We start from the raw sequence: 25,428 nt of genomic DNA, 5'->3' as shown, positions 1-25,428 counted from the left end.
CTTTTATGAAAATATTCAGTTCGCTCTATGACAAGTGTCTCACTTGGGCAAGGCATCAACATGCCGTTTATTATTTGGGGGGATTAAGCCTCGCAGAATCCATATTTTTCCCAATTCCAGTCGATGTTATGTTGGCTCCTATGGCTATGGCTCGGCGGGACAAAGCTTGGTTTTATGCGGCTGTGGCAACTCTGACTTCTGTTGTCGGCGGAGTTCTTGGTTATTTATTAGGATTCTGGGCGTTTGACAGTTTAGTCATGCCCGCAATTGAGGCTGCTGGCTATCAGCCAAAATACGACAAAGTCGTCGCCTGGTTTGAAGCTTACGGGGTTTGGGTTGTGTTTATAGCAGGGTTTTCACCGTTGCCTTACAAGCTATTCACCCTAACCGCAGGGGCTTTAAATATGGCGCTTCTTCCGTTCATCATTGCGTCAACTATCGGCCGTTCTGCTCGATTTTTTCTGGTTGCAGGCATTATGTACTGGGGCGGTGAAGCAATTGATCGAAAGCTCAAGCAAACCATCGATTGGTTAGGTTGGGTCGTAATTTTACTTGCGGTTGTTGGATATTTGTTATACAAGTATTTATAATAAGTTAAATCATAGAGTTAGAGCCAAAAGTTAAACTTTTTATTAAGTATAAAGTGGATAAAGTTGAGATCAGGCAATTCCAAGTGCTTAATCTTCACCTCCCACTTTGATTCTTCAGGCACTTAAGTAGGTTAGTAAGTGATTGATAAACAAGCGAATTGGTTTCGAATAGTTGTTTCTGCTTTAATGTCAGCAGGTTTGTTCGCTTGCGCACATCACGTTCCAGCACCAGTCATTAATCTATCCAAAGTATCTTCTTACGAGCCAGGTGGTTTCGTATCTGTTGAAAATTCACAGCAAGCTGAAGTTTTACCCGAATATCATGAAGTTGAAAAAGGGGAGACATTATTTTCGATTGCTTGGAGCTATGCTGTCGATTATCGAAAACTCGCAGAGATAAACGATATTAATAATGATTATCGTATCTATCCTGGTCAAAAGTTGCGTTTTGCGCTGCCGCAAATTCCTTTGAAAGTTGATTCCTTTGAACCTGCCAAGCTTCAGATAGCCGTAAAAAGGGCTCTTGAGTTACCTATACATGATCAAGATGTGAACACTTTGCGAAAAACTAACACTTCAAGCATTAGTAATCACTCGCCTCAAAAGGCCAATAAACCGGTTGAGATGGTAATAAGTCACAAAAAAAATGAAAAAAGTTCTCGACAAGTGGTGCTTAAATCGGTTAAAGGTCATTCAGAGGCAACAAAAATTCGTCGTTGGTATTGGCCTGTTAAAGGGTCAATAGTAGATGGTTTCTCAAGCAAGTTGCATGGTAATAAGGGGCTTGATATCTCTGGGAAACCTGGGCAGCCGGTTAGAGCTGCCGCACCGGGTCGTGTGGTGTACAGAGGCAATTCGTTAAAAGGCTATGGCAATCTCGTTATCGTAAAGCATAATGATGATTATTTAAGTGCCTATGCTCATAACAGCGCTATCCATGTTAAAGAAAACGAAATGGTTAAAGCTGGACAAGTAATTGCCGATATAGGTAACAGTGGTGCGGATAAACCAAAATTACATTTTGAAATCCGATACCGCGGTAAGCCAGTCGATCCAATTAAGTACTTACCGAAACTATAAAAGAAACTAGAGTTTTCCCGATTGAGTGGTGAAATGGAACTAAGCGACTCGACCGGATGATGTGACGCGACATGTTCGCAAATTTAGTGGAGAGGTGAGTTATGAGCAAACAACTAGAAAGTGTTACCCAGACAGAAGCAGTTGAGCCTGAAACCATTTCTGACTCTTTGTCGGAAGAGTATGCCGAGTACCATAAAGTCCACGAGAAATCTCTTGATGCAACACAAATGTATTTGGGCGAAATTGGTGCAAGTGCTCTACTGACAGCCGAAGAAGAGGTTTACTACTCAAGAAAAGCTCAAAGAGGTTGTGCTAAATCTCGAGCAAAAATGATCGAAAGTAATCTACGTCTTGTCGTTAAAATTTCCCGTCGCTACACTAACCGTGGTCTCGCTCTTCTTGATTTGATTGAAGAAGGTAATCTCGGGTTGATACGTGCAGTAGAGAAATTTGATCCTGAGCGCGGTTTTCGTTTTTCAACCTATGCAACTTGGTGGATTCGGCAGACAATAGAAAGAGCGATAATGAATCAAACTCGAACCATTCGTTTGCCAATTCATGTCGTTAAAGAACTTAATGTATATCTCAGAGCATCACGTGAACTCGCTCAATCCTTGGATCATGAACCAACAGCGGAAGAGATTGCACAAAAGCTTGATAAGCCAGTTGAAGACGTGACTCGCTTGTTGGGATTAAACGAACGTATTGCATCTGTTGATACTCCCTTTGTTGCTGACTCAGACAAGTCTTTGCTTGATACTATTCCAGACGATCGAGACATGGGACCAGCTGAACAGCTGCAAGACGACGATTTAAAGAACAACATTGAACATTGGTTGGGTGAGTTAGGTGAGAAGCAACGTGAAGTCATTGCTCGACGTTTTGGCTTGTTGAACTATGAGCCCTCAACATTGGAAGAAGTTGGTGTTGAAATCGGACTAACACGAGAGCGTGTTCGTCAAATACAGGTTGAAGCACTCAGACGTTTACGTCACTTGCTGGAGAAGCAAGGACTTTCTCTTGAAGCTTTATTCAAAGCCTAAAGAAAAGCGTCACTATAGATAATGCACCTCTCGAAAAGCCTGTTGATACAGGCTTTTTTAGTTTCTGTCGAGATTAAAATACTCAATATTTCATTCATTGATTCAAATTATCGAATAATTGTTTACCATATCCGTCTTTAAGATGGTTGAGGTGAAGAACTTGGAAGATTTTGAAGTCTTATATGAGAGAGCATCGAATAGAAAAGGTGGTGATGAAGGATTAGAAGCGATTGTTTCTGAGCCGTTAAATGATCATGACGTTTCCGAATTGCCAGATAGCTTTGTATTATCTGAGTTATCAAAAAAAGTATTCCAATCTGGTTTTGTGTGGCGTGTTGTAAGAAATAAGTGGCCGGAGTTTGAGGAGGTTTTCTTCGGTTTTGATATCGATAAGCTGTTAATGATGCCGCCTGACATGCTTGAAAGAAAAGCTTCTGATGAGCGTATTATTCGCAATTTGCGAAAAGTGAAGTCGATCCAAAATAACGCTCTAATGATAGATGACATTCGTCGAGAGCACGGTAGTATCGCGCAGTGGATTTCTGATTGGCCAGGCGAAAATATTGTTGGCTTATGGGAAGAACTTAAGAAGAAAGGTGATCGATTAGGTGGAAACACAGGACCCTACGCATTACGAGCGATAGGTAAAGATACCTTTTTATTATCCCGTGATGTTGAAGCTTACTTCAGGAATCATAAGTTGATTGATGGTGGACTTCGCACCAAAAAATCTTTAGCGACAATCCAATCGTGTTTCAATAATTGGCAAGATCAATCTGGCCGGTCTTTACAGGCAATTAGCCAGATTATCTCTTACGGAATAGGTGATAACTTTGTGTAACAAGGTTAGTTTAATCGCCTGTATTTCTCTTCGATGCCCACATCTCTTCTTTTACATTGGCGCTTTTTCCAAGTATGCGGCAGCAAACGAATAAGAAGTCAGATAAGCGATTTAAATATGTTTGTCCAAGGGTATTAATAGATTCTTCTCTTGCCAGGGTAACCAATCTTCGTTCAGCTCGACGGCAAATTGTCCTTGCTAGATGACAGCAAGCGGTTTGCATATCCCCTTTGGGAAGAATGAATTCTTTAAGCGGCGGTAATGTGTCGTTTAATTCCTCAAGCCAGGTTTCAAGAGTTGCCAAGTCATCTTCTTTGACGAGTTGATATTCAGGCATGGCTAATTCGCCACCGAGATTGAATAATATATGTTGTATAGGCTCTAATTTACTCGATATTTCGTTGGGAAGTTCGTGAGCTAAAATCATACCTATGGAAGAATTAAGTTCATCAACCGTGCCAATGGCTTCAATTCGAGCGGAATCTTTATCGACTCGTCGGTTCTGACCGATACCAGTCGTGCCATCATCGCCAGTTTTAGTCACAAGTTTAGAAAGTCGATTTCCCATGTGGTTTCCTGATAGTTACGTTTTGTAATTGGTATTCTAACGTTTTAGTTGGTCATAAAAAAAGAGAGCGGAGGCTCTCTTTCTTAACCGTTAATCAACGTTATTGAAAATGGTTTAATAAAAAATCAATCAACCGTAATGTTTTCATCTTCTGAAACAATAATTTGTCGACCTGCTTTGATTCTTTTCTGGCCAGGGTTTTCGTTGCTATCAGCCACCATTTCACCCTCATCCAGCAGATCAATATCTGTAGGTTTGTCTTCATCAAGCCAAACTAGAACGTCATAGTAGCGTCGGATGTTCGTAACATAGTCAACGGGTTCGTCTCCTCGAGCGTAACCGAAACGTGTCTTTTTATAGTATTTCTTCTGTTTTAGTAACGGGAGGCGCTCTTTGACGTCAACCCATTTATCGGGGTCGCCGCCTTGTTTATCGGTAATAACTCGAGCGTCTTCAAGATGTCCCCAGCCAATATTGTAGGCAGCAAGAGCAAGCCAGGTTCTATCGGGTTCCTGAATTCTTTCAGGTAATCGATCGCGCATTAGCTTAAAATATCTGGCTCCGCCTTCAATGCTTTGCTTGGGGTCGAGTCGGCTATCAATGCCGAGTTGTTTAGCGGTGTTTAATGTCAACATCATCAAACCTCGAACACCGGTATGAGACCGAGCTTTCGGATTCCAGTGAGATTCTTGATAGCCCATTGCAGCAAGGAGTCGCCAGTCAACACCCGATTCTGAGGCTTCTTCGAACATCGGACGGTATTTCTCAAGCTTGTTCTGAGCAGCTTTCATGAAGGTTCTGGCACCGACGTAATCGAAATCATCAACATGTCCATAATATTGGTCGACGAGCTGAGCGACTTTTCCCGTCTGTTGCATTTGTCCAAAGAATTTAACCATCTCGGAAAAAAGTGAGTGATCGCTATCTTTTGGCAAAGCCCAAGCGAGTTGCTGCGTGTCGCCTACAGTAAAGGCAATGGCAAGTTCGGTTTTAAAGCGGCGGTTTAAGTTGAGTTCAACAGAGTCGGTTATTGTATAATCGATTGTTTCGTCGAGAACCATATCCAGAAGCTCTTCAGCTGAGTGTTCTTGAGTTTCTCGCCAGCTGAGTCCTGGAAACTTATTTTTTACTTCCAGCAGCATTTGAGCGTGACTGGAGTTTGCAATAACTTTTAGGTCTCCATCGAGTTGACCAAAATGGCGTGGCCATTCTTTGCCCTGCTTGAATACCAGTTTCGCGGAGACTTCTTGGTAGGGTGGTCCGAAAAGGTAATTTTGCTTGCGCTCTGGAGTCGCTGAGAGTCCTGCTGCGGCAATGTCGGCGTCATGATTATCTAACGAGTGAAAAATGTCCGAGATAGTGTCTTCTGCAACAAAAACAGGTGTCACCCCTAAATACTCAGCAAATTGACTAGCCAGTTCGTACTCGATGCCAGCTGGACCATCTTTTTGGACATAGTAGGTGGTCGGGCTATTTCGCGTTGCAATACGCAAAATGCCTGACTTTTTCACCTGCTCCAACTTACTTAACTCAGGTTCTTTACAACCGTTTAAGACTAAAGTGGAGGCGAAAACAAAGAATAATAGTGCCAAATGTCTCAAATTTTCACCAAATAAGCTAAATTTCGCTCGATATCTCGTCATATTAAAATCCCTGTTTGAGATGTCTTCCAGATCGATTGTTAAATTATCGACTGGAATGTGACGTAGCGCAAGTTTTCTATGTGTGAAAAGTAAGCTAAATCGGATGAATGGAAGCTGAATATTGTGTGAGCATATGGATCTAATCCTTGTAAATGCTTATCAAACCAAGGGTTTTCAAGTAGAATTGGCCCAAAATTTGACCCTCAGATATATGATCGTTTTTAACCTACTGTCATAAGAGAATTCGTCGCATGCTAATCTTTCGTGGTGCCCCTGCTTTTTCCGAGTTTCGTATTAAGAAAATCAAACAGCAATGCCTGGAGAACGGGCTCAAGTTGGCTGATGTTTATGCCGAATACGTTCATTTTATTCAAGTCAAAGACGACTTATCGGAAAATGAAGAGCAGATCGTCAAGCGTTTATTGACTTACGGTCCGTCGATACCTGCACATGAACCGACAGGCAGTTTGCTTGTCGTTGTGCCTCGTCCCGGTACTATTTCGCCCTGGTCATCAAAAGCTACGGATATCGCCCACAATTGTGGCATCGAAAAAATCATGCGGATTGAACGAGGCATCGCTTTTTATTTGTTAGGCGAGAATGAATCGGAACTCGATGCCGATACCCAGAATTTAGCGATGTCGTTGATCCATGATCGAATGACTGAGTCAGTATTTACTCAGTTCGATAAAGCAGCAATCTTATTCAAAGAAGAATCCCCAAAACAGTTTACTCGAATTGATGTGATTTCTGGCGGTCGTCCTGCACTTGTTGACGCGAATCAGCAGTTAGGACTGGCTCTGGCTGATGATGAAATTGATTATTTGGTCGATCAATTTTCCGAGCTAAAACGCAATCCAACCGACGTTGAGTTAATGATGTTTGCCCAGGCAAACTCTGAGCATTGCCGCCACAAAATATTTAACGCCTCGTGGACTATTGATGGCGAAGAGCAATCGCATTCATTATTTAAAATGATCAAGAATACCTATGAGGTTGGTCATGAAGGCGTTTTATCGGCTTATCGAGATAATGCAGCTGTGATCGAGGGTTTTACTCAACCTCGGCTTTGGCCAGATGCGACTTCTCATGAGTATAAATACCACAATGAGCCGGTCCACATTTTGATGAAAGTCGAAACGCACAATCATCCGACTGCAATATCGCCTTATCCAGGTGCTGCTACAGGGTCTGGTGGGGAGATTAGAGATGAGGGTGCAACCGGTATTGGTGGTAAACCCAAAGTAGGGCTAACAGGTTTTTCTGTCTCTAATTTAAAAATCCCGCATTATGAGCAACCTTGGGAAATCGACTATGGCAAACCCGATAGAATAGTGTCTGCTCTCGATATTATGCTGGAGGGGCCGATTGGCGGCGCTGCTTTTAATAATGAATTTGGTCGTCCAAATGTTTGTGGTTATTTTCGAACGTATGAACAAGAGTCGACATTCAGCTATGGCAATGAAGTACGTGGTTATCATAAGCCCATTATGATCGCAGGCGGCTTAGGGAATATTCGAGAACAGCATGTAGAGAAAAAAGAAATTAAAGATGGCTACAAAGTCGTCGTACTCGGTGGCCCGGCAATGTTAATCGGGCTAGGTGGTGGTGCCGCATCTTCGATGGCTTCGGGTACCAGCCAGGAAGACTTGGACTTTGCATCGGTTCAGCGGGATAACCCAGAAATAGAAAGACGCTGTCAGGAAGTTATTGATACCTGCTGGTCGATGGATGAAAACCCGATAGCGTTTATTCATGACGTTGGTGCCGGTGGACTTTCAAACGCTATTCCTGAGTTGGTTCATGATGGTGAAAGGGGCGGTTCTTTTGAATTGAGACGTGTGCCGAATGATGAGCCTGGTATGAGTCCGGTGGAAATTTGGTGTAATGAAGCTCAAGAAAGATACGTTTTGGCAATCGCACCGGCAGACGTTGATAAATTTACTGCCATTTGTGAACGCGAACGATGTCCGTTTGCAATTGTTGGTGAAGCGACAGAAACGTTGCACTTAACGCTTCATGATGAACATTTTGAAAATAAACCAATTGATTTACCAATGGATGTGTTATTTGGAAAGGCTCCGAAAATGCATCGTGACGTAGCAAGTGCTACAACGAAAGCCAGTCCTGTCGAAATTAATGCAAGTATTGATGAAGCGTTAAATCGAGTTTTATCTCTTCCCGCCGTCGCGGACAAAACATTTTTAATTTCTATTGGTGACCGAACTGTTGGTGGCTTGGTTCATCGCGATCAAATGGTGGGTCCCTGGCAGGTACCCGTTGCAGACTGTGCGGTGACAGCTTCAACTTTGACATCTTACACCGGCGAAGCAATGGCGATGGGTGAACGTACTCCAGCAGCATTGCTTAATTACGGTGCGTCAGCTCGTATGGCGGTTGGAGAAGCACTGACGAATATAGCGGCATCAAGAATTGAGCGCTTATCAAATGTTCGTTTATCTGCGAACTGGATGTGTGCTGCGGGTTTTGAAGGAGAAGATGCCGGACTTTACGAAGCGGTTAAAGCCATTGGTATGGACTTGTGTCCTAAACTTGGAATTACGATTCCTGTTGGTAAAGACTCAATGTCAATGCGGACGCTCTGGGAAGATGATGGGCAGCAAAAGTCAGTTACCGCTCCGATGTCTTTAATTATTTCGGCTTTTGCGCCAGTGCTGGACATTCGAAAAAGTATGACTCCCCAGTTAAGAACAGACAAAGGCGAAACCCAATTATTATTGATTGATTTAGGTGAAGGCAAAAATCGCCTTGGCGCAACGGCATTGGCACAAGTTTATAATCAGCTTGGTGACGAGCCTGCAGATGTTGAAAGTGCGGAAAATTTAAAAAGTTTCTTTGAAGCAATACAAACACTAAATGAGCAAGATTTAATTCACTCGTATCACGATCGAAGTGATGGAGGATTGATAACGACACTTGTTGAAATGGCTTTCGCTGGAAACTGTGGCGTTCAATTAGATTTATCCAATCTTTCTGATGAACCGTTTTCTGTCCTGTTTAATGAAGAATTGGGGGCGGTTATACAGGTGAGTACCGAAGAGCTTGAACGAGTTAATAGTGTATTTAAAAATCATGGTCTTGAGTCATTAGTTTCTCCTTTGGGTATCGTAACTGAAGACAAAACAGTATTTGTTAAACACAGTGAAGCGATTTGGTTAAATCGGTTTGTTAAAGATTTGCGATCGATATGGTCTTCGACAACTCTTCATATGCAACAATTAAGAGATAACCCGGAATGCGCTGAGCAAGAATACGAAATAAAGTTGGATGAACTGAATCCAGGATTGCAGCCTAAATTAAGTTTCGATATCAATGATGACATTACTCGTCATCTAACTAATGATAATAAGCCGAAAGTCGCCATTTTAAGAGAGCAAGGTGTTAACAGTCATTTGGAAATGGCTGCGGCTTTTATGAAAGCAGGTTTCAATGCTGTTGATGTGCACATGAGCGATATACTTGAAGGACGAATTAGTCTTGAATCCTTTAAAGGTATCGTCGCCTGTGGTGGGTTTTCTTACGGTGACGTATTAGGTGCCGGTGAAGGTTGGGCTAAGTCAATTTTATTCAATCGCGTTGCGCGAGATCAGTTTGAGGCCTTTTTCAAACGCGATGATGCCTTTGCTTTAGGTATTTGTAACGGTTGCCAAATGCTGTCTAATTTAAAAGAACTCATTCCAGGAACCGAGCACTGGCCTCATTTCGTGCGTAACCAGTCTGAGCAATTCGAAGCCCGATTCTCGTTAGTTAAAGTTGAGCCTTCTCCGTCGATCTTTATGAAAGGTATGGAAGGTTCTTTAATTCCAATTGCGGTATCTCATGGTGAAGGTCGAGCTGAATATTCTTCTGAAGAGCAATTAGAGGTCGCTGATGACTCGGGCTTGGTTGTTGCTCGTTATGTTGATAACTACGGCAATGTAACTCAGAAATACCCTGCTAATCCGAATGGTTCGCCAAATGGGATTACGGCGCTGACTAATGCGGATGGTCGAGTGACAATTATGATGCCTCATCCAGAACGAGTTCAACGAAGTGTTCAAAACAGTTGGTGCCCAGATGATTGGAGTGAAGATGGCCCATGGGTAAGAATGTTTCGTAATGCCCGCGTATGGGTTGGGTAATTTACGACAAATACTATTCATAAAAAAGGCTCTAATGAGCCTTTTTTATTGGGTGTAAGAAATCTATCGAAATTGATACTAAAAGAATCGTGAGAGCCAGTTTAGGACGAGCCAAATGAAACAAATTAAACCCTTTGAAAGTTTACAAGAAGCTTTGGTTGAATTAGACAATGGAGGTCGGTTCTATAATATTTTTACACGTGCTAATGATGGCTCAATTACTGCCTCAGAATTAGCCAAAGTGGCGGGTGTGATAGGAGAGAAAAATAGAGCTTTTGTTTTCCTTAAGATGGTCTTGAGTTGTCTTGGTGATGATATTGAGCAAGTCTATTCTTCCTTAACTCCTGATTTGTATAATGATTTTCAGGAGCGGAAGCCCAAACATTACTCACCAACTGAAGCTTTAGAGCGAGGCGTAGCCGGTGAAAACGCCATCGTGCGTGGGGTACCCTATTTGGTTGACGATACAACAAAACTTCAAGGTTTCATTATGATTCCAATTATTGCTGGGAATGTGACGACGATGACAATGGTTCCTATTTTTCAGCAGTTTAACGTCTATGAGCTGCATGATGAATTGCTCAATAAAAAATTTATTATTGCTCATAGCATTAAAGATAATCCTTTACCTCAGAGATTATTAGACGTTGGTGGAATATTAAAAGAATTAAAGAAGAAAAAATCCGATAAGAAAGCGACAGAACTTTATTTGGATAGTTTTTATTACTCTCTGCTCGATTAGTAGACATTATTTCATTGATTGTATGAATTGATTTGCATCATCGATGGAAAGATTCATTTGTTGAATAAGACGAGAAACGTTATTTTCAATGGATGATATTTCACTTTTTAATGAGGCAATTGCTCGGGCATTCAAATTATGTTTTAAAAATAGGACCTGGTCTTTAAATACATTGAGCACCGGTTGCATTGATTTCTCGGCTCGATTCATACTTTTGATCATTTTGCGGTATTGAGACTTTGTTAAATTCAATTGTTCAGTGCTTTTTTGGCGCAGCGTCGGGCTCGTGTACTCTATGAGCTCCGCTTCCCACTCATTAAACAGAGCGTCAGACACGGACTGAACATCATCAATACGAGCGCGAATTTCTTCGGCAATAGAGACACTGGATTCATACTCGTCATTCAGTCGTTCGTAAATTTCTTCGAGTGCTTTTCCTTTGAAAAGCGTGACAGATTTAAACTCAGCCAGAGCAGATGCAAATTGTTTTTTTGCTTCTTGCTGGCTATTTCTTGTTTTTTCGACGCGACTGACGAGAACATCGCGTTTATGAATTCCCACCTTTTCCAAAGCGCCATAATAAGCGGATTGACAAGCTGTTACGAGCGTTAAGATTGTTACCGCAGAAAAAACTTTAAGCTGAAATAGATTCTGATGATGCATTTGTTTGGATATTGTGTGAAGTTTAAAATAGATTAAATGTCTCTTCTCAATTATTCAAGTAGTGCTTTGAAGATAGTTAAACTATAGAGTTCTATATTTAATTCAGGACAATTGTTCATGAAATATAATATAAGAAGATGTCAATATGAGGCTAATTATTGATGTATAAACTATAAATTGGTATGAATTAATAATTGAAAATTTAATTAAGTGTTTTGCTATGCTTAATTACAGGTTTGTAAGCTTAAATGTCTTTTTGGGTTGAGTAAGAATATGGGTAACAATGAGCAAGATGAACTCTCTAAGTTATTGAAAAGTGACACTTTTCAACCTAGCAAAGATTCTCTCGATGCACTTTCTCAATCTAATGCTTACCTAAAGGCTTTAATTCAATTCGTTACTTCTGTCATCCACTTTAATCGTCTAGACGATGTTTTATGGCACTTAACTGATGACATCATCGGAGAGCTTGGCTTCGAAGACTGCGTCGTTTATTTGTTGGATGAGCAAAGCGGGCATCTTATGCAAAGAGCTGCTTATGGCAATAAAAATCCTCAAGAAAAGCAGATATTGAATCCCATGTATTTGAAAGTTGGCGAAGGAATTGTTGGTCAATGTGCAGAGCAACAAACGCCAATAAAGGTCGATGATACACAACTCGATAAACGCTATGTTGTAGATGATTTGGCGCGTAGATCTGAGTTAGCGGTTCCTATTATATGCGACGGACAAACAATTGGTGTTATTGACTCTGAGCATTCACAACCGAATTTCTACAGTCAGCATCATTTAGATACATTAGTTGCATTGGCATCAGTTATTTCTACCAAGTATTCTAATTCAAAAGCGATCGGTGAATTGGAACACACGATAAGTGAACTAGAGCAAGTGAAGTCACTCCAGCTGGCTGTATTTAATATTGCTGAACTCGTTTTCACAACAGAATCACTTGATCAGTTTTATCGAGAACTGCATAAAGTATTATTTCGTTTGGTTGAAGCGGAATCCTTTTTTATTTGCCTTTATAACGAAGCACATGAGTGTTTAAATTTTCCTTACTGCTATGATGCCGAAATGGGGGGTGTTTTCGATTTTAAAATAACAAAAGAGCAATTTGAAAATAGTTTAACCGCGCAAGTTATTTTAACTGAGAAGCCAGCGAGGTTTTCAGAGCAAGAAATTTTAGAACTGGTTCAAAAAAAGCGTGTAATTGTCAAAGGTGTTATTCCTAAAAGTTGGTTAGGAGTACCGTTTGAAACCGCCGAAGGGAACCGAGGAGCTGTTGCTATTCAAAATATGAATTCGCATCGTAGTTTTGACAAGCGAGAGCAGGACCTACTCACTTATGTGTCTCATCAAATTAGTATCGCAATTAAAAGGAAAAGCGATGAAGCAATGCTTCATCATTTAGCATTACATGATGAACTGAGTGGTTTGCCAAATCGTACGTTATTTATTGATCGACTCTCTCATGCATTAAGCAGGGATCAACGTAACGGCAGATACGGCTCAGCCGTGATGTTTTTGGATCTTGATCGATTTAAATTAGTTAATGATTCTTATGGACACCATACCGGTGATGAGTTAATAAAGCAGGTCAGTCAAAGAATTTTATCCTGTTTGAGGAAATCGGATACTTTAGCTCGGCTTGGTGGCGATGAGTTTGGAATTTTGATCGAAGATATTTCTGAATCGCAATACTTAGAAGAGCTCGCGAAAAGAATATTGATGGTAGTCAGTCAGCCGGTTCATACTGAAGATGCTCGAATAATGACATCTGCTTCAATTGGAATTGTTCAGAGTAATGAGAGAACGCTAGAGCCCTCCGAAATGGTAAAAATGGCAGATAATGCGATGTATCAAGCTAAGTCACGAGGAAAGTCTTGCTATGTTTTTGCTGATTCAGACTTACAAAGTCAGGCATTAGATATACTGTCTATTGAACGAGAAATCGATAATGCGTTATTGAATAACGAGTTTGTGTTGTATTTGCAACCTGTTGTGGAGCTGAAGAACAAAGAGATCGTCGGTTTTGAAACATTGATTCGTTGGCAACATCCCGAAAAAGGTTTGATATTCCCTGATTATTTTTTAGAAATTGCCCAAAAATCAGGGCAGATTGCAAAAATTGACCAATATATTCTTGAGGTGTCAGCAGCGCTTTTACAACGTTGGCAAAATGAATTTTCTCTCTCCTACTATATTAACGTAAACATATCCGGAAGCTTTTTACCGACGGAGCTATTTTATCAATCAGTGAGTAAAGTAATGGAGCAATTCAAATTAAACGAAAACTCACTGAATATTGAAATAACTGAGCAAGCGCTTATTCATAATTTAAGTCACGCTCATAATATTTTGAAGCGAGTAAAACAGCTGGGGTTAAAAATTATACTTGATGATTTTGGTACAGGTTATTCTTCACTGAGTTATTTGCATCAATTACCTATCGATGTTGTTAAAATTGATCGTTCTTTCGTGATGTCTTTGGATGAATCCGATACAACGCAATCTGTTGTTAAAGCAATTATTTCGCTCTCACATTCATTAAATATGCAGGTCGTTGCAGAAGGTATTGAGCATGACACTCAATGTACGATTTTAAACCAGTTAAACGCTTGTTTCGGGCAAGGATATTTATTCAGCAAACCGCTACCTGTCAGTGAAATTGAGTCAAAACTTTTGTCGTTAGATAAAACTTAAACATGGCCCATGGTTCCCGTTGGCTTTACTGGGTTTAACTGGCAAGTCATTGGTCCTTGTGGCATAGTGACTGCACTTAATTGAAAAACTGATTTGCTTATGGCCATTAATTATTCGAGTAGCGACGAGAAGCGGTTTTGGGAGTCCTCGGCGTCTGAGTTTTTGCCTGGTATTATGCGTGGTATTGAGAAAGAAAGTTTAAGAATATCACCGGATGGATACATTTCTCAGCGGAGGCACCCTCCAGAACTTGGGTCAACTCTGACCAATCAATACATTACAACTGATTACTCTGAAGCGTTACTTGAGTTTATCACACCTGCATCTGATGGATTGACTGATGCCATTGATTGGTTGATGGACATCCACCAATTTGTTTACCAACATTTGGGTGATGAACTTCTTTGGGCAACGAGTATGCCTTGTGTAATGGGAAGAGAGTCAGATATCCCATTAGCCTATTACGGTGAATCTAATAGCGGTAAGATGAAAACGGTTTATCGAGAGGGGCTTGGTCATCGCTACGGTCGATTTATGCAAACAATTGCAGGGGTGCACTACAATCTGTCCTTTACCGATGCGATTTGGAAGCCTCTAAAAGATTTGGAGCCCGCTGAAAACTCAGATTTGCAAGATTATAAATCCTCTCGATACATGGGAGTAATAAGAAACTTCCAGCGTCATAGCTGGGTCATTCCCTACTTGTTTGGCGCTTCTCCTGCTATTTGTGAAAGTTTTTTACACGGTCGTCCATCTAATTTAGAAACATTGGTTCCTGGTACTCGGTACGGAAAGTTCGCAACTTCATTGAGAATGAGCGATCTGGGATACCAGAATAATGTGCAGTCGAGATTGAAGGTGTCGACGAACTATTTGAAACAGTACATCGCTGATCTTGAACACGCAATACGTACAGAAGATCCATATTATCGTTCGATAGGTGTTAAAGAGGACGGAAAATATCGACAGCTTAACGCAAACGTATTGCAAATTGAAAATGAATTTTACTCTAACATAAGACCGAAAAGAAATTCTCGTTCTGGTGAGCGTCCGACTAAAGCGTTAGCAAAGCGTGGCATTGAGTATATTGAAGTTCGTGCATTGGATATTAATCCATTTAGCCCCGTTGGAGTATCTCAAGAGCAATTGTACTTTCTTGATATTTTTATGTTGTATTGTTTGATGGAATCTTCAGGATTAATTACTGAGAGAGAAGAAGCTGAAACCAAGAAAAATTTTGCTCTAGTGGTTAAAAAAGGTCGAGATCCCGATTTACATTTATTAAGAAATAATCAGCAGGTAAGTATCAAAGTTTTGGCGCAAGAACTCTTTGATAACTTTAATACACCGGCCGAGTTATTGGATAAAGCCTACAGTACGACTGTTTTTTCCCAAACTCTGGCCAAGCTATCGAGTGTTATCGAAGATCCTGAGAGCTCTTTATCTGGAAAGATTATTGCAGAGGTGACAGCAAGTGGTCAGGGATTTTTCCCGTACGCGTTAGAGCTGTCAAATAAATACAAGTCTTACTTTAATCAACTGGACACAACATCTTCGAACGAGTCGCTACTGAAAGAGGAGGCGAAGCGTTCAATTCAAGCTCAAAAAGCCATAGAGCATGATGATGAGTTAACTTTTGAAGAATTTGTAGCTAAATACTTTGCCTAGCATAAGTGGGGAATGACTTTATGACTGTTGAAATCCGTAATGCAATGGAAAGTGATGTACCGTTGATTCTCTCTTTAATTCAGGGATTGGCGGAATATGAAAAGCTAAGTCATGAAGTCGTTGCCACAGAAAATTCATTGAAGAATTCATTATTTGGTACAGACCCAAAAGCGAAAGTTGTCATAGCGGAACTGGATGGAGTCGCCGCGGGATTCGCACTATACTTTTACAACTATTCAACGTTTTTAGCAAAACCGGGAATCTACCTTGAAGATTTGTTCGTTAAACCCGAGTTTCGTGGACAAAAAGTAGGTAAAACACTGTTAATTCATTTGGCAAAACTAGCGGTTAAAGAGGGATGCGGACGATTCGAATGGTCGGTATTGGACTGGAATGCGCCTGCCATCAAATTTTATCGTGCGATGGGAGCCGTGGGAATGGAAGAGTGGACGGTGCAGCGAGTTGAAGGAGATGCATTGGTTAGGTTAGCTCAAGAACACTGACAGACTCTCTAAACAATATTGGTTAATTAACAGATATAATATTGTGGCGAGCTATAGTTTAAGGCGAGTTTTCTATGGAATGTAAATACCATCCTGATACGAACGCATCCTGGTTTTGTGAACATTGTGATGTCGCTTTCTGTAATAGTTGCCTGTCTGATAAAACGGGAATGGGAACTCCAAAATGTATTTTGTGTCGTAGGCATGTTCATTCGCTAGGGATTAAGGACAGCATTACTCCATTTTGGTATAAGCTGGGGCACTTTTTTATTTTTCCAATGTCAACGTCGCTGTTTCTTTTAGCCATATTTTCCGCTTTACTATTTGGTTTTTTATTCGATCCATTTGCTCTTGTCAGCCGTTATGTGCGGAGTCCGATTAGTACACTGTTTTTCTTTGTTCCCATCTATTTTGTTTGGACTGCGTTTTTGACTAATATGTGTTTTTCAGTCATGGAATATACGTCTCACGGTAACTTAGATTCTCCGAGTTTTTCAAAATTAACATCACTCAGGAATGGAACTGCATTTTTAAAGTTAACTGGCGTATATATTTTTATGTTTCTCGCTCTTATGAAAGCGACAGCATTTCACCCCGTAATTTTCTTTGCATTACTCCTCTTTTTTATTGTTGCACTTCCTGCGATTAACATGATCTTATGCATGGACAAAAGTTTTTTTAGTGCTATTAACCCAGCAAGGATAGCGCGTGTAATGAGTGATATTGGTCCGGCATATATAATATTATTTGGGTTGCTTTTATTGTTTTATTTTAGTACTTGGTACGCAACGTCTTTCATGGTAGAGAATAGCTCGATACGTATCGGTTTTGCTTTGTCTCATTTTGTAAGTCTTTATATTCACTTTGCAATGTACCATATGTTTGGTTATGTGATTTATCAATATCATCATGAGCTGAATTACTCAGTGCATCGTCACACTTTGCAAAGCAATTTACAAAAACATGGTCGGGGAAATTCTCGTCAAAACACTTCTGCTAGTGGAAGTTCGGCACAAGGGTTAGTGGGGGAAGCGCAGGTTTTTATTCAGGAAGGAAGGTACGAGGAGGCTGAAGCTGCATTAATCGACGCGGTAAAACAGGATCCTTTTAATGAGCAGATTTATGAAATGCTTTATCGGTTGTATCAGATTCAGGGAAATAATGTTCGGTACATACAGTTATGCGAGAAGCATTTAAAGCATCTCTATGAACGTAAGTCTCACAATTTAATGCGTATGCACTATTTGAAAGCTCTAGAGATAAAACCTGACTTTGTTCCGAGTGAGCCAGAGATTATTCATTATTTAATTACTTCTCTGAATCGACAGTCGGATGTCAAACCAGCTTTGGTATTGTTGAATGCTCTACGCCGAAATTATATTGAGTATCCAGGGCTCGCAGAAGCTTGCTTTACGTTCGGCAAGACTTTAACTGAAAGATTAGGTAAGCGAGAAGATGCTGCAAAAATTATTCGCTGGGGATTGAATGTAGCGCATGGAGAGCTTAAAAATAGTATGCAAAGTTATTTAAATCATCTTGTTTAAAATCTATTTATCTAAAAAATTAATGCCATCACTTATGTTAGCGCTACACTATCAGTGTAGCGCTATATCATATTCGGAGTATTTTGAGACTCAGTTCATCAAATAGAAAGAAAGTTGATATTGATTAATCTCAAAACGAGACAGTTCGATTGATAAGCGCTATTAATTAAATATATAGAATAAGTTTGGTCAGAGGTTTTTTCAGATGACGATGAATTATGACATGGAGCGCTACGATAGAAGGGGATCTCCCCGTTACGATGTGGACCTTCCTGCAGAGGTAATTACTTCCGACGGACAGACGTTTGCTGTAAAAATCGTCAACTTGTCGATTTCTGGTTTACAGTTTGAAATTATCAATGAAAGCATTCCTCTATTAATGCCTAATGAAGATAGAGAGTTTAAAATAGATACCATTCCTTTACTCGTTAAGATCCTGTTACCCAAAGAAGCTTCGGAAGTCGTCATTAAGTTGGGTATCGTCTATTTTCGTCGTGTATCTATGTTTGATAGTGTGCTGGGGTGTCGCTTTGAAACATTTTATAGTCAAAGTGCGAGTGTGTTGGAACAATACATAAGAAAGCTCGATGGAAATAAGGAATTGATGGCCGATTCAATGAGTCCTATGTATTTGGTTTAAATTGATTTTGCTTGAAACAGATTACCTATTTGTTTTCGCTGCCCTTCCATTTTTCTAGATGAGTTTTGGCATTTTTCCCAAACTCTGTTTCTCCATAATAGTTAGCAAGGTAATTGAGTTCGATTGATGCAGCTCTAATTTGATTTCTTTTTGCTAGAGTGATGCTCCAGTGAAAGAGGAGTTCCGGTAATTTTGGATGTTGCGCAAAATCTTTTTTGGCGTTCTCTACTAAAGGTGTACTTTTTTGCAAACGATCATTACGAAGTAGCCCGTGTAACAATCCAAAAAAGGCATCGATATTAAGATCTTTAATGTTAATGTGTTTTCCGATAGAGCTCTCAACGATTTCTAAAACTAAAGAATCGATCTGTTGATTTATGAGATCGAAAGAAAGTACTTGATTAACAACCGATTTATAATGTTCCGATTTCGGGTTTACTTTTTCCAAATTATATAAGGATTTTATTGACTCTGCATGTTTCGGATTTAACTTAAGTGCCTGGTTTAAACATTTTCGAGCGTGTTCGATATTTAATTGACGAATGTGCTCTAAAGCTTCCTTGTAGTGCTTTTGGTAACCAAAGCTGTTTTGAAGCTTACTTTCTTGTTGAAGATTTTTTTTACCAGGTTTTAGCAGGAAACCTAAGAATCCACCAGTCATTAATCCACCTAAGTGGGCTAGATAAGCGACATTACTCTCAAGATCGGTAAGTTGATAAAAAAGCTCCTTTAAGATCCAATAACCTAAAATCGCTAGTGCCGGTAATTTAAAGTGATTGAAGTAGAATCCGAGCCACACTAAAAATTGAATACGTTGAGTCCCATAGTAAGCAATGTAAGCACCCATCAAACCAGAAATTGCTCCCGATGCGCCAACGAGTGGCATATAAGGTTTGCCTTCGAGAAGGGTAAATAGGACTGCTCCAAGTGCGCCGGAGACACAATAAATAATTAGCCACTTGGTTCGACCAAAAAGACGTTCTACACCCAGTCCAAAGAGCACCAGAAAAACCAGATTAAAAAATAAGTGTTCCACTCCACTATGCAGAAACATATGAGTGAATATACTGATATTGAAGCTTTCACTTACATAGGCGCCAAAGCGATAAGAAGGGATATCGTTTATTTTAGTCTTTAAATTCTGAGAGGAATAAAACCACTTTTGAATTTTTTCCTGAGCTTCAGAAGAGGATGGTTGCTCTGATTCGAGTTGTCGGCTTACAAACTTACGAAAGTTTTTATCAAAAATGCGGTAATAAATTTCAAGTGATTTGGCGTCTTCTTGAAGCGGACGTTCATTGTAATACTGCTTGGCAGTTGGTGTTTCCAAATAACGTTGGAATAAGTCACTCTCGTTTTCTTGGAGACCAGAAGAGTGATAGAAGTCGACTACCTTGTTAATTTTATCAGATTCATGTATTTGGAATGAAAAATAAATAAGGGCAATGATTAAGGCAACACCAATGGTTAACCAAGGCAAGTGTTTCTTATCAATTCCAATTTCTGTGGGAAATAAAAGCAGCATAAAAAAAGGGCATCGTTGTTGATGCCCTGTATTTTAGTGAATTGATAGGAAATAACAATCAGCGACTGATAGTTCCATTCACAATTGGCTCGAATGCCGTAAGGCTATCCAACATGGTTGAATTGCCTAAGCCGTGAGTTGGGAATAAGCCGGCAAATTGATTTTGCTCGCCGTGAAGAGCCATGTAGTTCAATATCACTGTTTCAACCAACAAATTAACGTTGTTGGCAGCAGGCGTTGATGATGTCTCTACTGAAGCATCTGGTCGCATATAGCCCAGCTGTTGATGAACGGCTTGAGCTTCTGGTGTAGCACCAATCAATTGGGCTCTACCATTCGGGTTATATACCAAGAAGAAAGAAGCGGCTGTTGACGAGTTGTCACCAGTCCAATTTCCTTTACCTCGACCATTTTCTGTGTCGTCAATGGTTCCATCACTGGCGAGAGAGCCATCACTGTAAACATAGAGCATTAGGGGTTTGTTCATTCGCGCGGCATATTCTAAGCAAGCACCCATGCATCGACCAGCTCGGAAGTCTCTTACTTCACCTGTGCGACGTCCACCACCATGATAGTCGTAACCGCCCATGGTTATGGTGCCTGCACCAGCGTATCCATTGATGACCATTTTCATAACCGACGCTGTTTTTTGGAATTCTCGGTCGTTATCGAATTCGTCTTGGGAGAAAATACCCGATGCTCCAACGATGTCAGTATCTAGTGTTGGGTCAAGAGTTGTTGGATCGCCAAAGCGATCGGCCAAGTCGGCGCTTTTCACATAACCGCAGTTAACCCAATCTTCAATATCTTGTTGTCGAGTAACATTAGATTCAGTTTGCGTCATTTTCATTTCAGAAATTCGCTGCATTGATTCCATAACTCTTACAGCGTCTTCTTGTGAGAGGACATTCAATAAATCACCCACGTCTACCAAGCCAGTAACGTCGCTAGGACGATCTACTTTTGTTGGCAAGGCTGCAGGAATTATCATTCCTGAAGGGGCCATCGAACGAGCACCTGATTGAGTATTTTGTGATCCAATCAAATCAAGTAGTGAGCCTCCGGCACCTGCTTTGTAAATACCGTACATAGGATTGTGAGGATTATTTGCTGTGTCGTTCTCTGATCGCGCTGGAATAACGGCACCGTTCACATTGGCTCGGTTTCCAACGGAGAACTTGTCTAAAATACCTCGCAAGAATGCGCTGTCACTGTGAAACGATAAGCCTAACTCGTTGTTGATGAAGTCTCTGGTTTCGGTATCTGGATTCACCAAATTAGGAACCATATCACCTGGTAGCCCCATTTTGCTGTAACCTTCGGTGGTTAAGAAATCGAGTTGGCCACCGCGGCCACCAACAAGCACATTAGAACCAGCCATGTTAGCGCCACCCGCCAGTTCAATCGCGATGAATGGAATTTTTCCTGCACCTTGCGCACTGAGCCCACAGAGGTTATCTCTCAAGTCGGCGATATCAGGTGAAAGTTCCGCATAAAGAGGGTTCGAAAGTACACCTAACAATGATGTGCCAACGAGAGTTCCTGTTCCGGCAAGCATGCCTTGCGCAATCATATCGCGACGTGTTACAGGCCGCTTATGACAGGCATGAAATAGAGGCTCGTCGGGGTGCGGCGTATAATTTTTTGGTTTCTTAGTCATAATCTATACCTCTATTGAACTGTCATGACTGCGCTACCAGCGGCAGCTGCACAAGTTGCTTTTGCGACTTTCAATGTTCTGCCTGCTTCGCAGGAACCGCCGCAGCTCGTTAAAGTATCAATCAGCGAATTAAGTTCTGCTGTTACTTCTGCATTGTTCGGCTGTGATGTCAGCCCAGTGCCCATAACGCGTTCTAGTAAATTACTGATCAAAATATTTCGCCCGTTAGCATCGAAAGATGACGTTACTGAACCCTCGAAGTCAAAACCAGGGAAGGTCGAGCTACGTAAAGTCGTATCTTCCATCAGGGCAGAACAGTACTCGATAGTTAGCTGAGTAATGCCCATTTGGTGGGAAGAAGAGAAGCTTTCAATATCTTCTTTTGCTGGCAATTGTTGCTTCACGGTTAAGTAGATGTCTCGAACTCTCGGATGATTCATGCTGACCCCCGTCATTTGCGACAAGGTTGCATAAATTTCATCGAAGTTTCTCACACCAATGTCCGGAGCGACTGGATTCGCATCCGCAGGAGTTGGTAATGGTAGTGGATCGGCATCCACTCGAACATTCGTTTGGTCAGCTAATTGCTCAAAGGTTAAGAAGAACTCATCGTTAGATGGACCTCTTTCCAAGCCAATGATTGTTCCCAATCTAGAAATTGCCTGTCCAGTGTCAACATCATATTCGGCGGTATCTAGCGTCATATCAACGTTGCGGAACGCTTGCCCAACACTGGGCTCTTTACCATTTATCCCGATGCTCATGCCTCGTAATGGAATATTTTCAGGCGTGAAGTCAGGATTCAAGCTGATGAAGAAGGGCGCATTGAATAGATAGCTGTAACTATCCCATTGAGCCACTTCAAACACGATGTAAGCTCGTGCAATATTCGACTGAGGGTCGCTGGAGTCGCGATCCGTCGGATTAATAATTTGCGAAATATTGAATAGTAAGTAGAAACGTTCTCCGACACCGGCTTCAAAGTTTTGCAAGACTTGCTCGGCAGTCAGAGCTCGGTTATGAATACTCAAAAACTTGATGACACCAGACCATAGAAAATCGTTGTTAGTCTCAGCACCTAGAACCAGTGCATAGGTATCGTTCCAGTCATTAAGAGTTCCTGGTTCAACGCCATCCATGTCGCCAGTATATTCACCGTTTACATAAATTCGTCTTCCGTTTACTGGATCGTATGTCACTGCAACATGCTGCAAGGTTGCTTGCAATCGCTCGTCGGCATTGGCTGTCGATAAAGCGGGTTCACCATTAGCATCACTGTTAGTGCTACGATTTAAGAAATTGTAGTTATAAAGTGTTTGCCCAAGCATGAAGTTCCGCGTGTCTGGGCCACCAGAATAACTGACGATTCGAGCCGGACCTTCCTGCGTTACATTGCCTGGTGCAACCCATCCTTCAATCGTGTATTCGTTCGTTGCTTTAATCAGGTCGTGAAGCTTCTTACTATTGCTGGTGCTACCGCGAGCGGAGCCGCCTTGCAGGTTGATACCCCAACCGCCGACCCATTCAAAGTTGCCATTTAACGTGAGGTTTAATGCAGGTTCCACACCACTGGTGTCAAAGGCTTCATTGCCAGTACCTGCCTTAAATTGCCAAGTTGCAATAGCGTCGACTTCGTAGCGTCCACCTGAACTTGCAGGAATACCATCGAGTAATGTCAGTGCCTTACTGTGCACCGCTTCTTCTGGCAATTCTGCGACTTCTATACCGTCAGAAAACTGCTGGATAGCGGCTTCCATAGCATTACTGTTGCTCGCACAGTCATCCCAGCAGTTATGGAATTCACTGCGTAACCGGACAACGAATCGTGAATCTGCTGGAGATTCTAGATTTATTTTACTTTGCGCTGCAGCGTAAGCTGTTGCAACATCACTGCTGCCAAAGAAAGGTGATATCGGATTAACAGGCGCAGATTCTGAGTGACATTCTGCACAATATTGAGTTAATAAAGGGTAAACCGTTGACTCAAATAAAGAAGGATCTTCTGGAAATGTTTTAGTTGCTCCAGGATCGTTTAAGTTGGGTGGGTCAGACAGTTCGATTTCTGTTGCTCCGCCACCGACATTTCCAGCCCAATTGCTGATGTAAGAGGTCATGGTATCGGCACACGCTTGATTGCTTGAAAGCCAGCAGTTGTGTCCACCGCCCACTTTAATAACGAGTCGAGAGTCTTCAGGTGAATCAAGATTGGCAACCGTGTTTGCTTCGGCGTAAGCCAAGTTGACATCATCGGTACGAGCAAATGTTGGGGATTGTCCGCCTTCATTATGGCAATCGCCACATTTGTCGATAATATTGTTCCAAAAATGCGTTTGGAAACGTTGAACATCATCGGTCGCTGGCGGTGGTCCGGAATAGTTACTTCCGTCGCCGTCGTTAGGTTGTTCATTAACTTGATCGTTTGCAGGGCCTCCGCCGGTACACGCATTTAGCAAGAGTACTGACAAGGCTATTGCCGAGCTTTTTCGAATTAAGTCGGCAAAAGAGTTTGGTTTCATTCGGTCATTCATTATTAACTCCAGTTCTCTTCAGTTCCGCTTAATTGCCTTTACAGTACAGTGCTGATTCGCCAAAAATGCGTTTCAGGTTGTACCCATTACTTTTAAAACTTTCGACCATCGAGTTCACTTGGGCTCTATCTGTAGCATCGCCTGGTGTCCGTAAACAAACAGCTTTAAAGACTTTCTTAACCTGGCATTGTGCAAAGCGTTCTGAGTAAGCTAACTCTTGTCCCATCGATTTGGCGCCACTGCCTTCGCCCGATAGAGACTCGCTCCATCCGAGATTGGCATTTTGACCTTCACGCCAATAATTGGACCAATTGTCGTTGGTGGTTATGAAGCCAAATTTGAAATTGCTGTTGTTGTTGAAGTATTTTGCTTGAACTCGCGTACCGGTAACTGGGTCTGTATCGCCTTCGCGGTTGTAAACCAGTTGGCCATTGTCTCCTTCAGGATCGGCATCAAAGTTGTAATCCCAGTTGTAGTAAGCGAAAGCTTGAGCCATGGGATCCATGCCAGAGTGACAACCCACACAACTGTTCAAAAAGATTCGGCTATCACCACCTGGACTTCGTGTCACATCCTGACGAATTCGATCCGGAACACGCGATGTATCTTTGAATGCTTCAAGGTCATCACACATGTGATTCATCAGTGTGAAGCGAAACATTGCTCGATTGGTTCCTGCAATGAAGAAGGATTTAGCTGCGGCACGCGAAGTAATGACTCCAGCCGTTGCATCTGAAGGAAGTCCGGTAACGGCTGACTGCGCACGTCGGACTAACGTATCTTTAAGGCTAACGTTATTATCTTCTAAGTAAACGTAATGCTCATTGTTCGACATGGAGTAGGCAGGAGCTCCTGTTCCCTCTGCGACATAAAGCACATCATCAAATAAAACTTTTCGAAAATCGTCTTCATCTCTTATCAATCCAATCACTGTCGCTGTATAGTCATTGAGTGGCGCAAAGACGGTTTGGTCTTCATTAGTCCATGGAGTAATGAAGTTCTTCAGCGTGACGTTGTAGAATGCATCGTTTTCCATTGCAATGTTGGCAGCAGCCATGTCGTTGCCAGCCTGGAGTTCCGTTTCCATAGCATCGAGAACCGCTTCGCTTGGGTGTGTGCCCGCCAAACGGTCATGAATGCGCTTCGCTTGTTCACGATCACCAGACCAAGCGTGCGTACTGACAAGCCCGGCTAAGAGCACGCAGCTCGACAAGGTCGAGAACCGCTTTAGCGAACTTGTTAGGGACCAGGTTGTTATTTTCATAGCCTGCCTCATCATTGAAAATTTATGTGTAATATGTATCTTGACTTGTATAGATTGTAGAGATAAAGCAGATTTCGTTTC

General features: G+C 41.6%; 18 protein-coding genes. 11 read left to right on the top strand and 7 right to left on the bottom strand.

Features of this window, described 5'->3' with window-relative positions; all coding sequences use genetic code 11:
- Positions 1 to 5 precede the first annotated feature (5 nt).
- From FAX86_RS00310 to FAX86_RS00295, 4 genes are all read left to right on the top strand, one after another.
- On the top strand, positions 6 to 590 hold the full coding sequence (locus tag FAX86_RS00310) for a YqaA family protein (RefSeq protein ID WP_144391348.1): 585 nt from the start codon (positions 6 to 8) through the stop codon (positions 588 to 590).
- Positions 591 to 728: 138 nt separating this feature from the next.
- Complete coding sequence (locus tag FAX86_RS00305) at positions 729 to 1,670, top strand: peptidoglycan DD-metalloendopeptidase family protein (RefSeq protein ID WP_144391347.1); 942 nt, start codon at positions 729 to 731, stop codon at positions 1,668 to 1,670.
- A 101-nt stretch (positions 1,671 to 1,771) separates the two neighbouring features.
- Entirely contained in the window at positions 1,772 to 2,713 is a 942-nt protein-coding gene (gene rpoS, locus FAX86_RS00300; RefSeq protein ID WP_144391346.1) for an RNA polymerase sigma factor RpoS, read from the top strand.
- Between the two features lie 151 nt (positions 2,714 to 2,864).
- Positions 2,865 to 3,554, top strand: coding sequence for a DNA-3-methyladenine glycosylase I (locus FAX86_RS00295; protein ID WP_246128465.1), 690 nt, complete (start codon positions 2,865 to 2,867; stop codon positions 3,552 to 3,554).
- 10 nt (positions 3,555 to 3,564) lie between these two features.
- Here the strand turns inward: FAX86_RS00295 and FAX86_RS00290 are convergent, their stop codons facing one another.
- A complete protein-coding gene (locus FAX86_RS00290) occupies positions 3,565 to 4,122 on the bottom strand; it encodes a cob(I)yrinic acid a,c-diamide adenosyltransferase (protein WP_144391344.1) in 558 nt (185 codons plus the stop codon).
- A gap of 125 nt (positions 4,123 to 4,247) precedes the next feature.
- Positions 4,248 to 5,765: a membrane-bound lytic murein transglycosylase MltF gene (gene mltF / locus FAX86_RS00285; protein ID WP_144391343.1), complete on the bottom strand. Its 1,518-nt coding sequence runs from the start codon at positions 5,763 to 5,765 to the stop codon at positions 4,248 to 4,250.
- Between the two features lie 251 nt (positions 5,766 to 6,016).
- On the opposite strand from mltF, the gene purL reads away from it, so the two are divergent.
- Both purL and FAX86_RS00275 read left to right on the top strand, forming a co-directional pair.
- Positions 6,017 to 9,907 carry a phosphoribosylformylglycinamidine synthase gene (gene purL / locus FAX86_RS00280; protein ID WP_144391342.1) on the top strand — a complete coding sequence of 1,297 codons (3,891 nt, stop codon included), beginning with the start codon at positions 6,017 to 6,019 and terminating at the stop codon, positions 9,905 to 9,907.
- A gap of 115 nt (positions 9,908 to 10,022) precedes the next feature.
- Positions 10,023 to 10,649, top strand: a complete 627-nt coding sequence (locus FAX86_RS00275; protein WP_144391341.1) for a hypothetical protein — start codon at positions 10,023 to 10,025, stop codon at positions 10,647 to 10,649.
- A gap of 6 nt (positions 10,650 to 10,655) precedes the next feature.
- On the opposite strand, the gene FAX86_RS00270 is transcribed toward FAX86_RS00275, so the two are convergent.
- Complete coding sequence (locus FAX86_RS00270; protein WP_144391340.1) at positions 10,656 to 11,312, bottom strand: DUF2959 domain-containing protein; 657 nt, start codon at positions 11,310 to 11,312, stop codon at positions 10,656 to 10,658.
- A 273-nt stretch (positions 11,313 to 11,585) separates the two neighbouring features.
- On the opposite strand from FAX86_RS00270, the gene FAX86_RS00265 reads away from it, so the two are divergent.
- From FAX86_RS00265 to FAX86_RS00245, 5 genes are all read left to right on the top strand, one after another.
- Positions 11,586 to 14,015: a bifunctional diguanylate cyclase/phosphodiesterase gene (locus tag FAX86_RS00265; RefSeq protein ID WP_144391339.1), complete on the top strand. Its 2,430-nt coding sequence runs from the start codon at positions 11,586 to 11,588 to the stop codon at positions 14,013 to 14,015.
- Positions 14,016 to 14,114: 99 nt separating this feature from the next.
- On the top strand, positions 14,115 to 15,683 hold the full coding sequence (gene gshA, locus FAX86_RS00260) for a glutamate--cysteine ligase (RefSeq protein WP_144391338.1): 1,569 nt from the start codon (positions 14,115 to 14,117) through the stop codon (positions 15,681 to 15,683).
- Between the two features lie 20 nt (positions 15,684 to 15,703).
- The gene (locus tag FAX86_RS00255) at positions 15,704 to 16,186 is read left to right on the top strand and encodes a GNAT family N-acetyltransferase (RefSeq protein ID WP_144391337.1); all 483 of its coding nucleotides are present in this window, start codon (positions 15,704 to 15,706) and stop codon (positions 16,184 to 16,186) included.
- Positions 16,187 to 16,260: 74 nt separating this feature from the next.
- The gene (locus FAX86_RS00250) at positions 16,261 to 17,730 is read left to right on the top strand and encodes a hypothetical protein (RefSeq protein ID WP_144391336.1); all 1,470 of its coding nucleotides are present in this window, start codon (positions 16,261 to 16,263) and stop codon (positions 17,728 to 17,730) included.
- A gap of 205 nt (positions 17,731 to 17,935) precedes the next feature.
- On the top strand, positions 17,936 to 18,370 hold the full coding sequence (locus FAX86_RS00245; protein ID WP_144391335.1) for a PilZ domain-containing protein: 435 nt from the start codon (positions 17,936 to 17,938) through the stop codon (positions 18,368 to 18,370).
- A 25-nt stretch (positions 18,371 to 18,395) separates the two neighbouring features.
- Here the strand turns inward: FAX86_RS00245 and FAX86_RS00240 are convergent, their stop codons facing one another.
- From FAX86_RS00240 to FAX86_RS00225, 4 genes are read right to left on the bottom strand one after another with little or no spacing between them, the layout of a single operon-like run.
- Entirely contained in the window at positions 18,396 to 19,895 is a 1,500-nt protein-coding gene (locus FAX86_RS00240; RefSeq protein WP_144391334.1) for a rhomboid family intramembrane serine protease, read from the bottom strand.
- Between the two features lie 58 nt (positions 19,896 to 19,953).
- Entirely contained in the window at positions 19,954 to 21,555 is a 1,602-nt protein-coding gene (locus tag FAX86_RS00235; RefSeq protein ID WP_144391333.1) for a general secretion pathway protein GspF, read from the bottom strand.
- Positions 21,556 to 21,566: 11 nt separating this feature from the next.
- Positions 21,567 to 24,083 carry a LamG domain-containing protein gene (locus FAX86_RS00230; protein WP_246128464.1) on the bottom strand — a complete coding sequence of 839 codons (2,517 nt, stop codon included), beginning with the start codon at positions 24,081 to 24,083 and terminating at the stop codon, positions 21,567 to 21,569.
- A gap of 28 nt (positions 24,084 to 24,111) precedes the next feature.
- A complete protein-coding gene (locus FAX86_RS00225) occupies positions 24,112 to 25,347 on the bottom strand; it encodes a hypothetical protein (protein ID WP_246128463.1) in 1,236 nt (411 codons plus the stop codon).
- Between the last annotated feature and the right edge of the window lie 81 nt (positions 25,348 to 25,428).

The sequence above is a fragment of the Pleionea sediminis genome (assembly GCF_007570825.1).
Lineage (GTDB): Bacteria > Pseudomonadota > Gammaproteobacteria > Enterobacterales > Kangiellaceae > Pleionea > Pleionea sediminis.
Note: the sequence above shows the minus strand (reverse complement) of the source record. Positions and strands in the feature narration are given on the sequence as shown.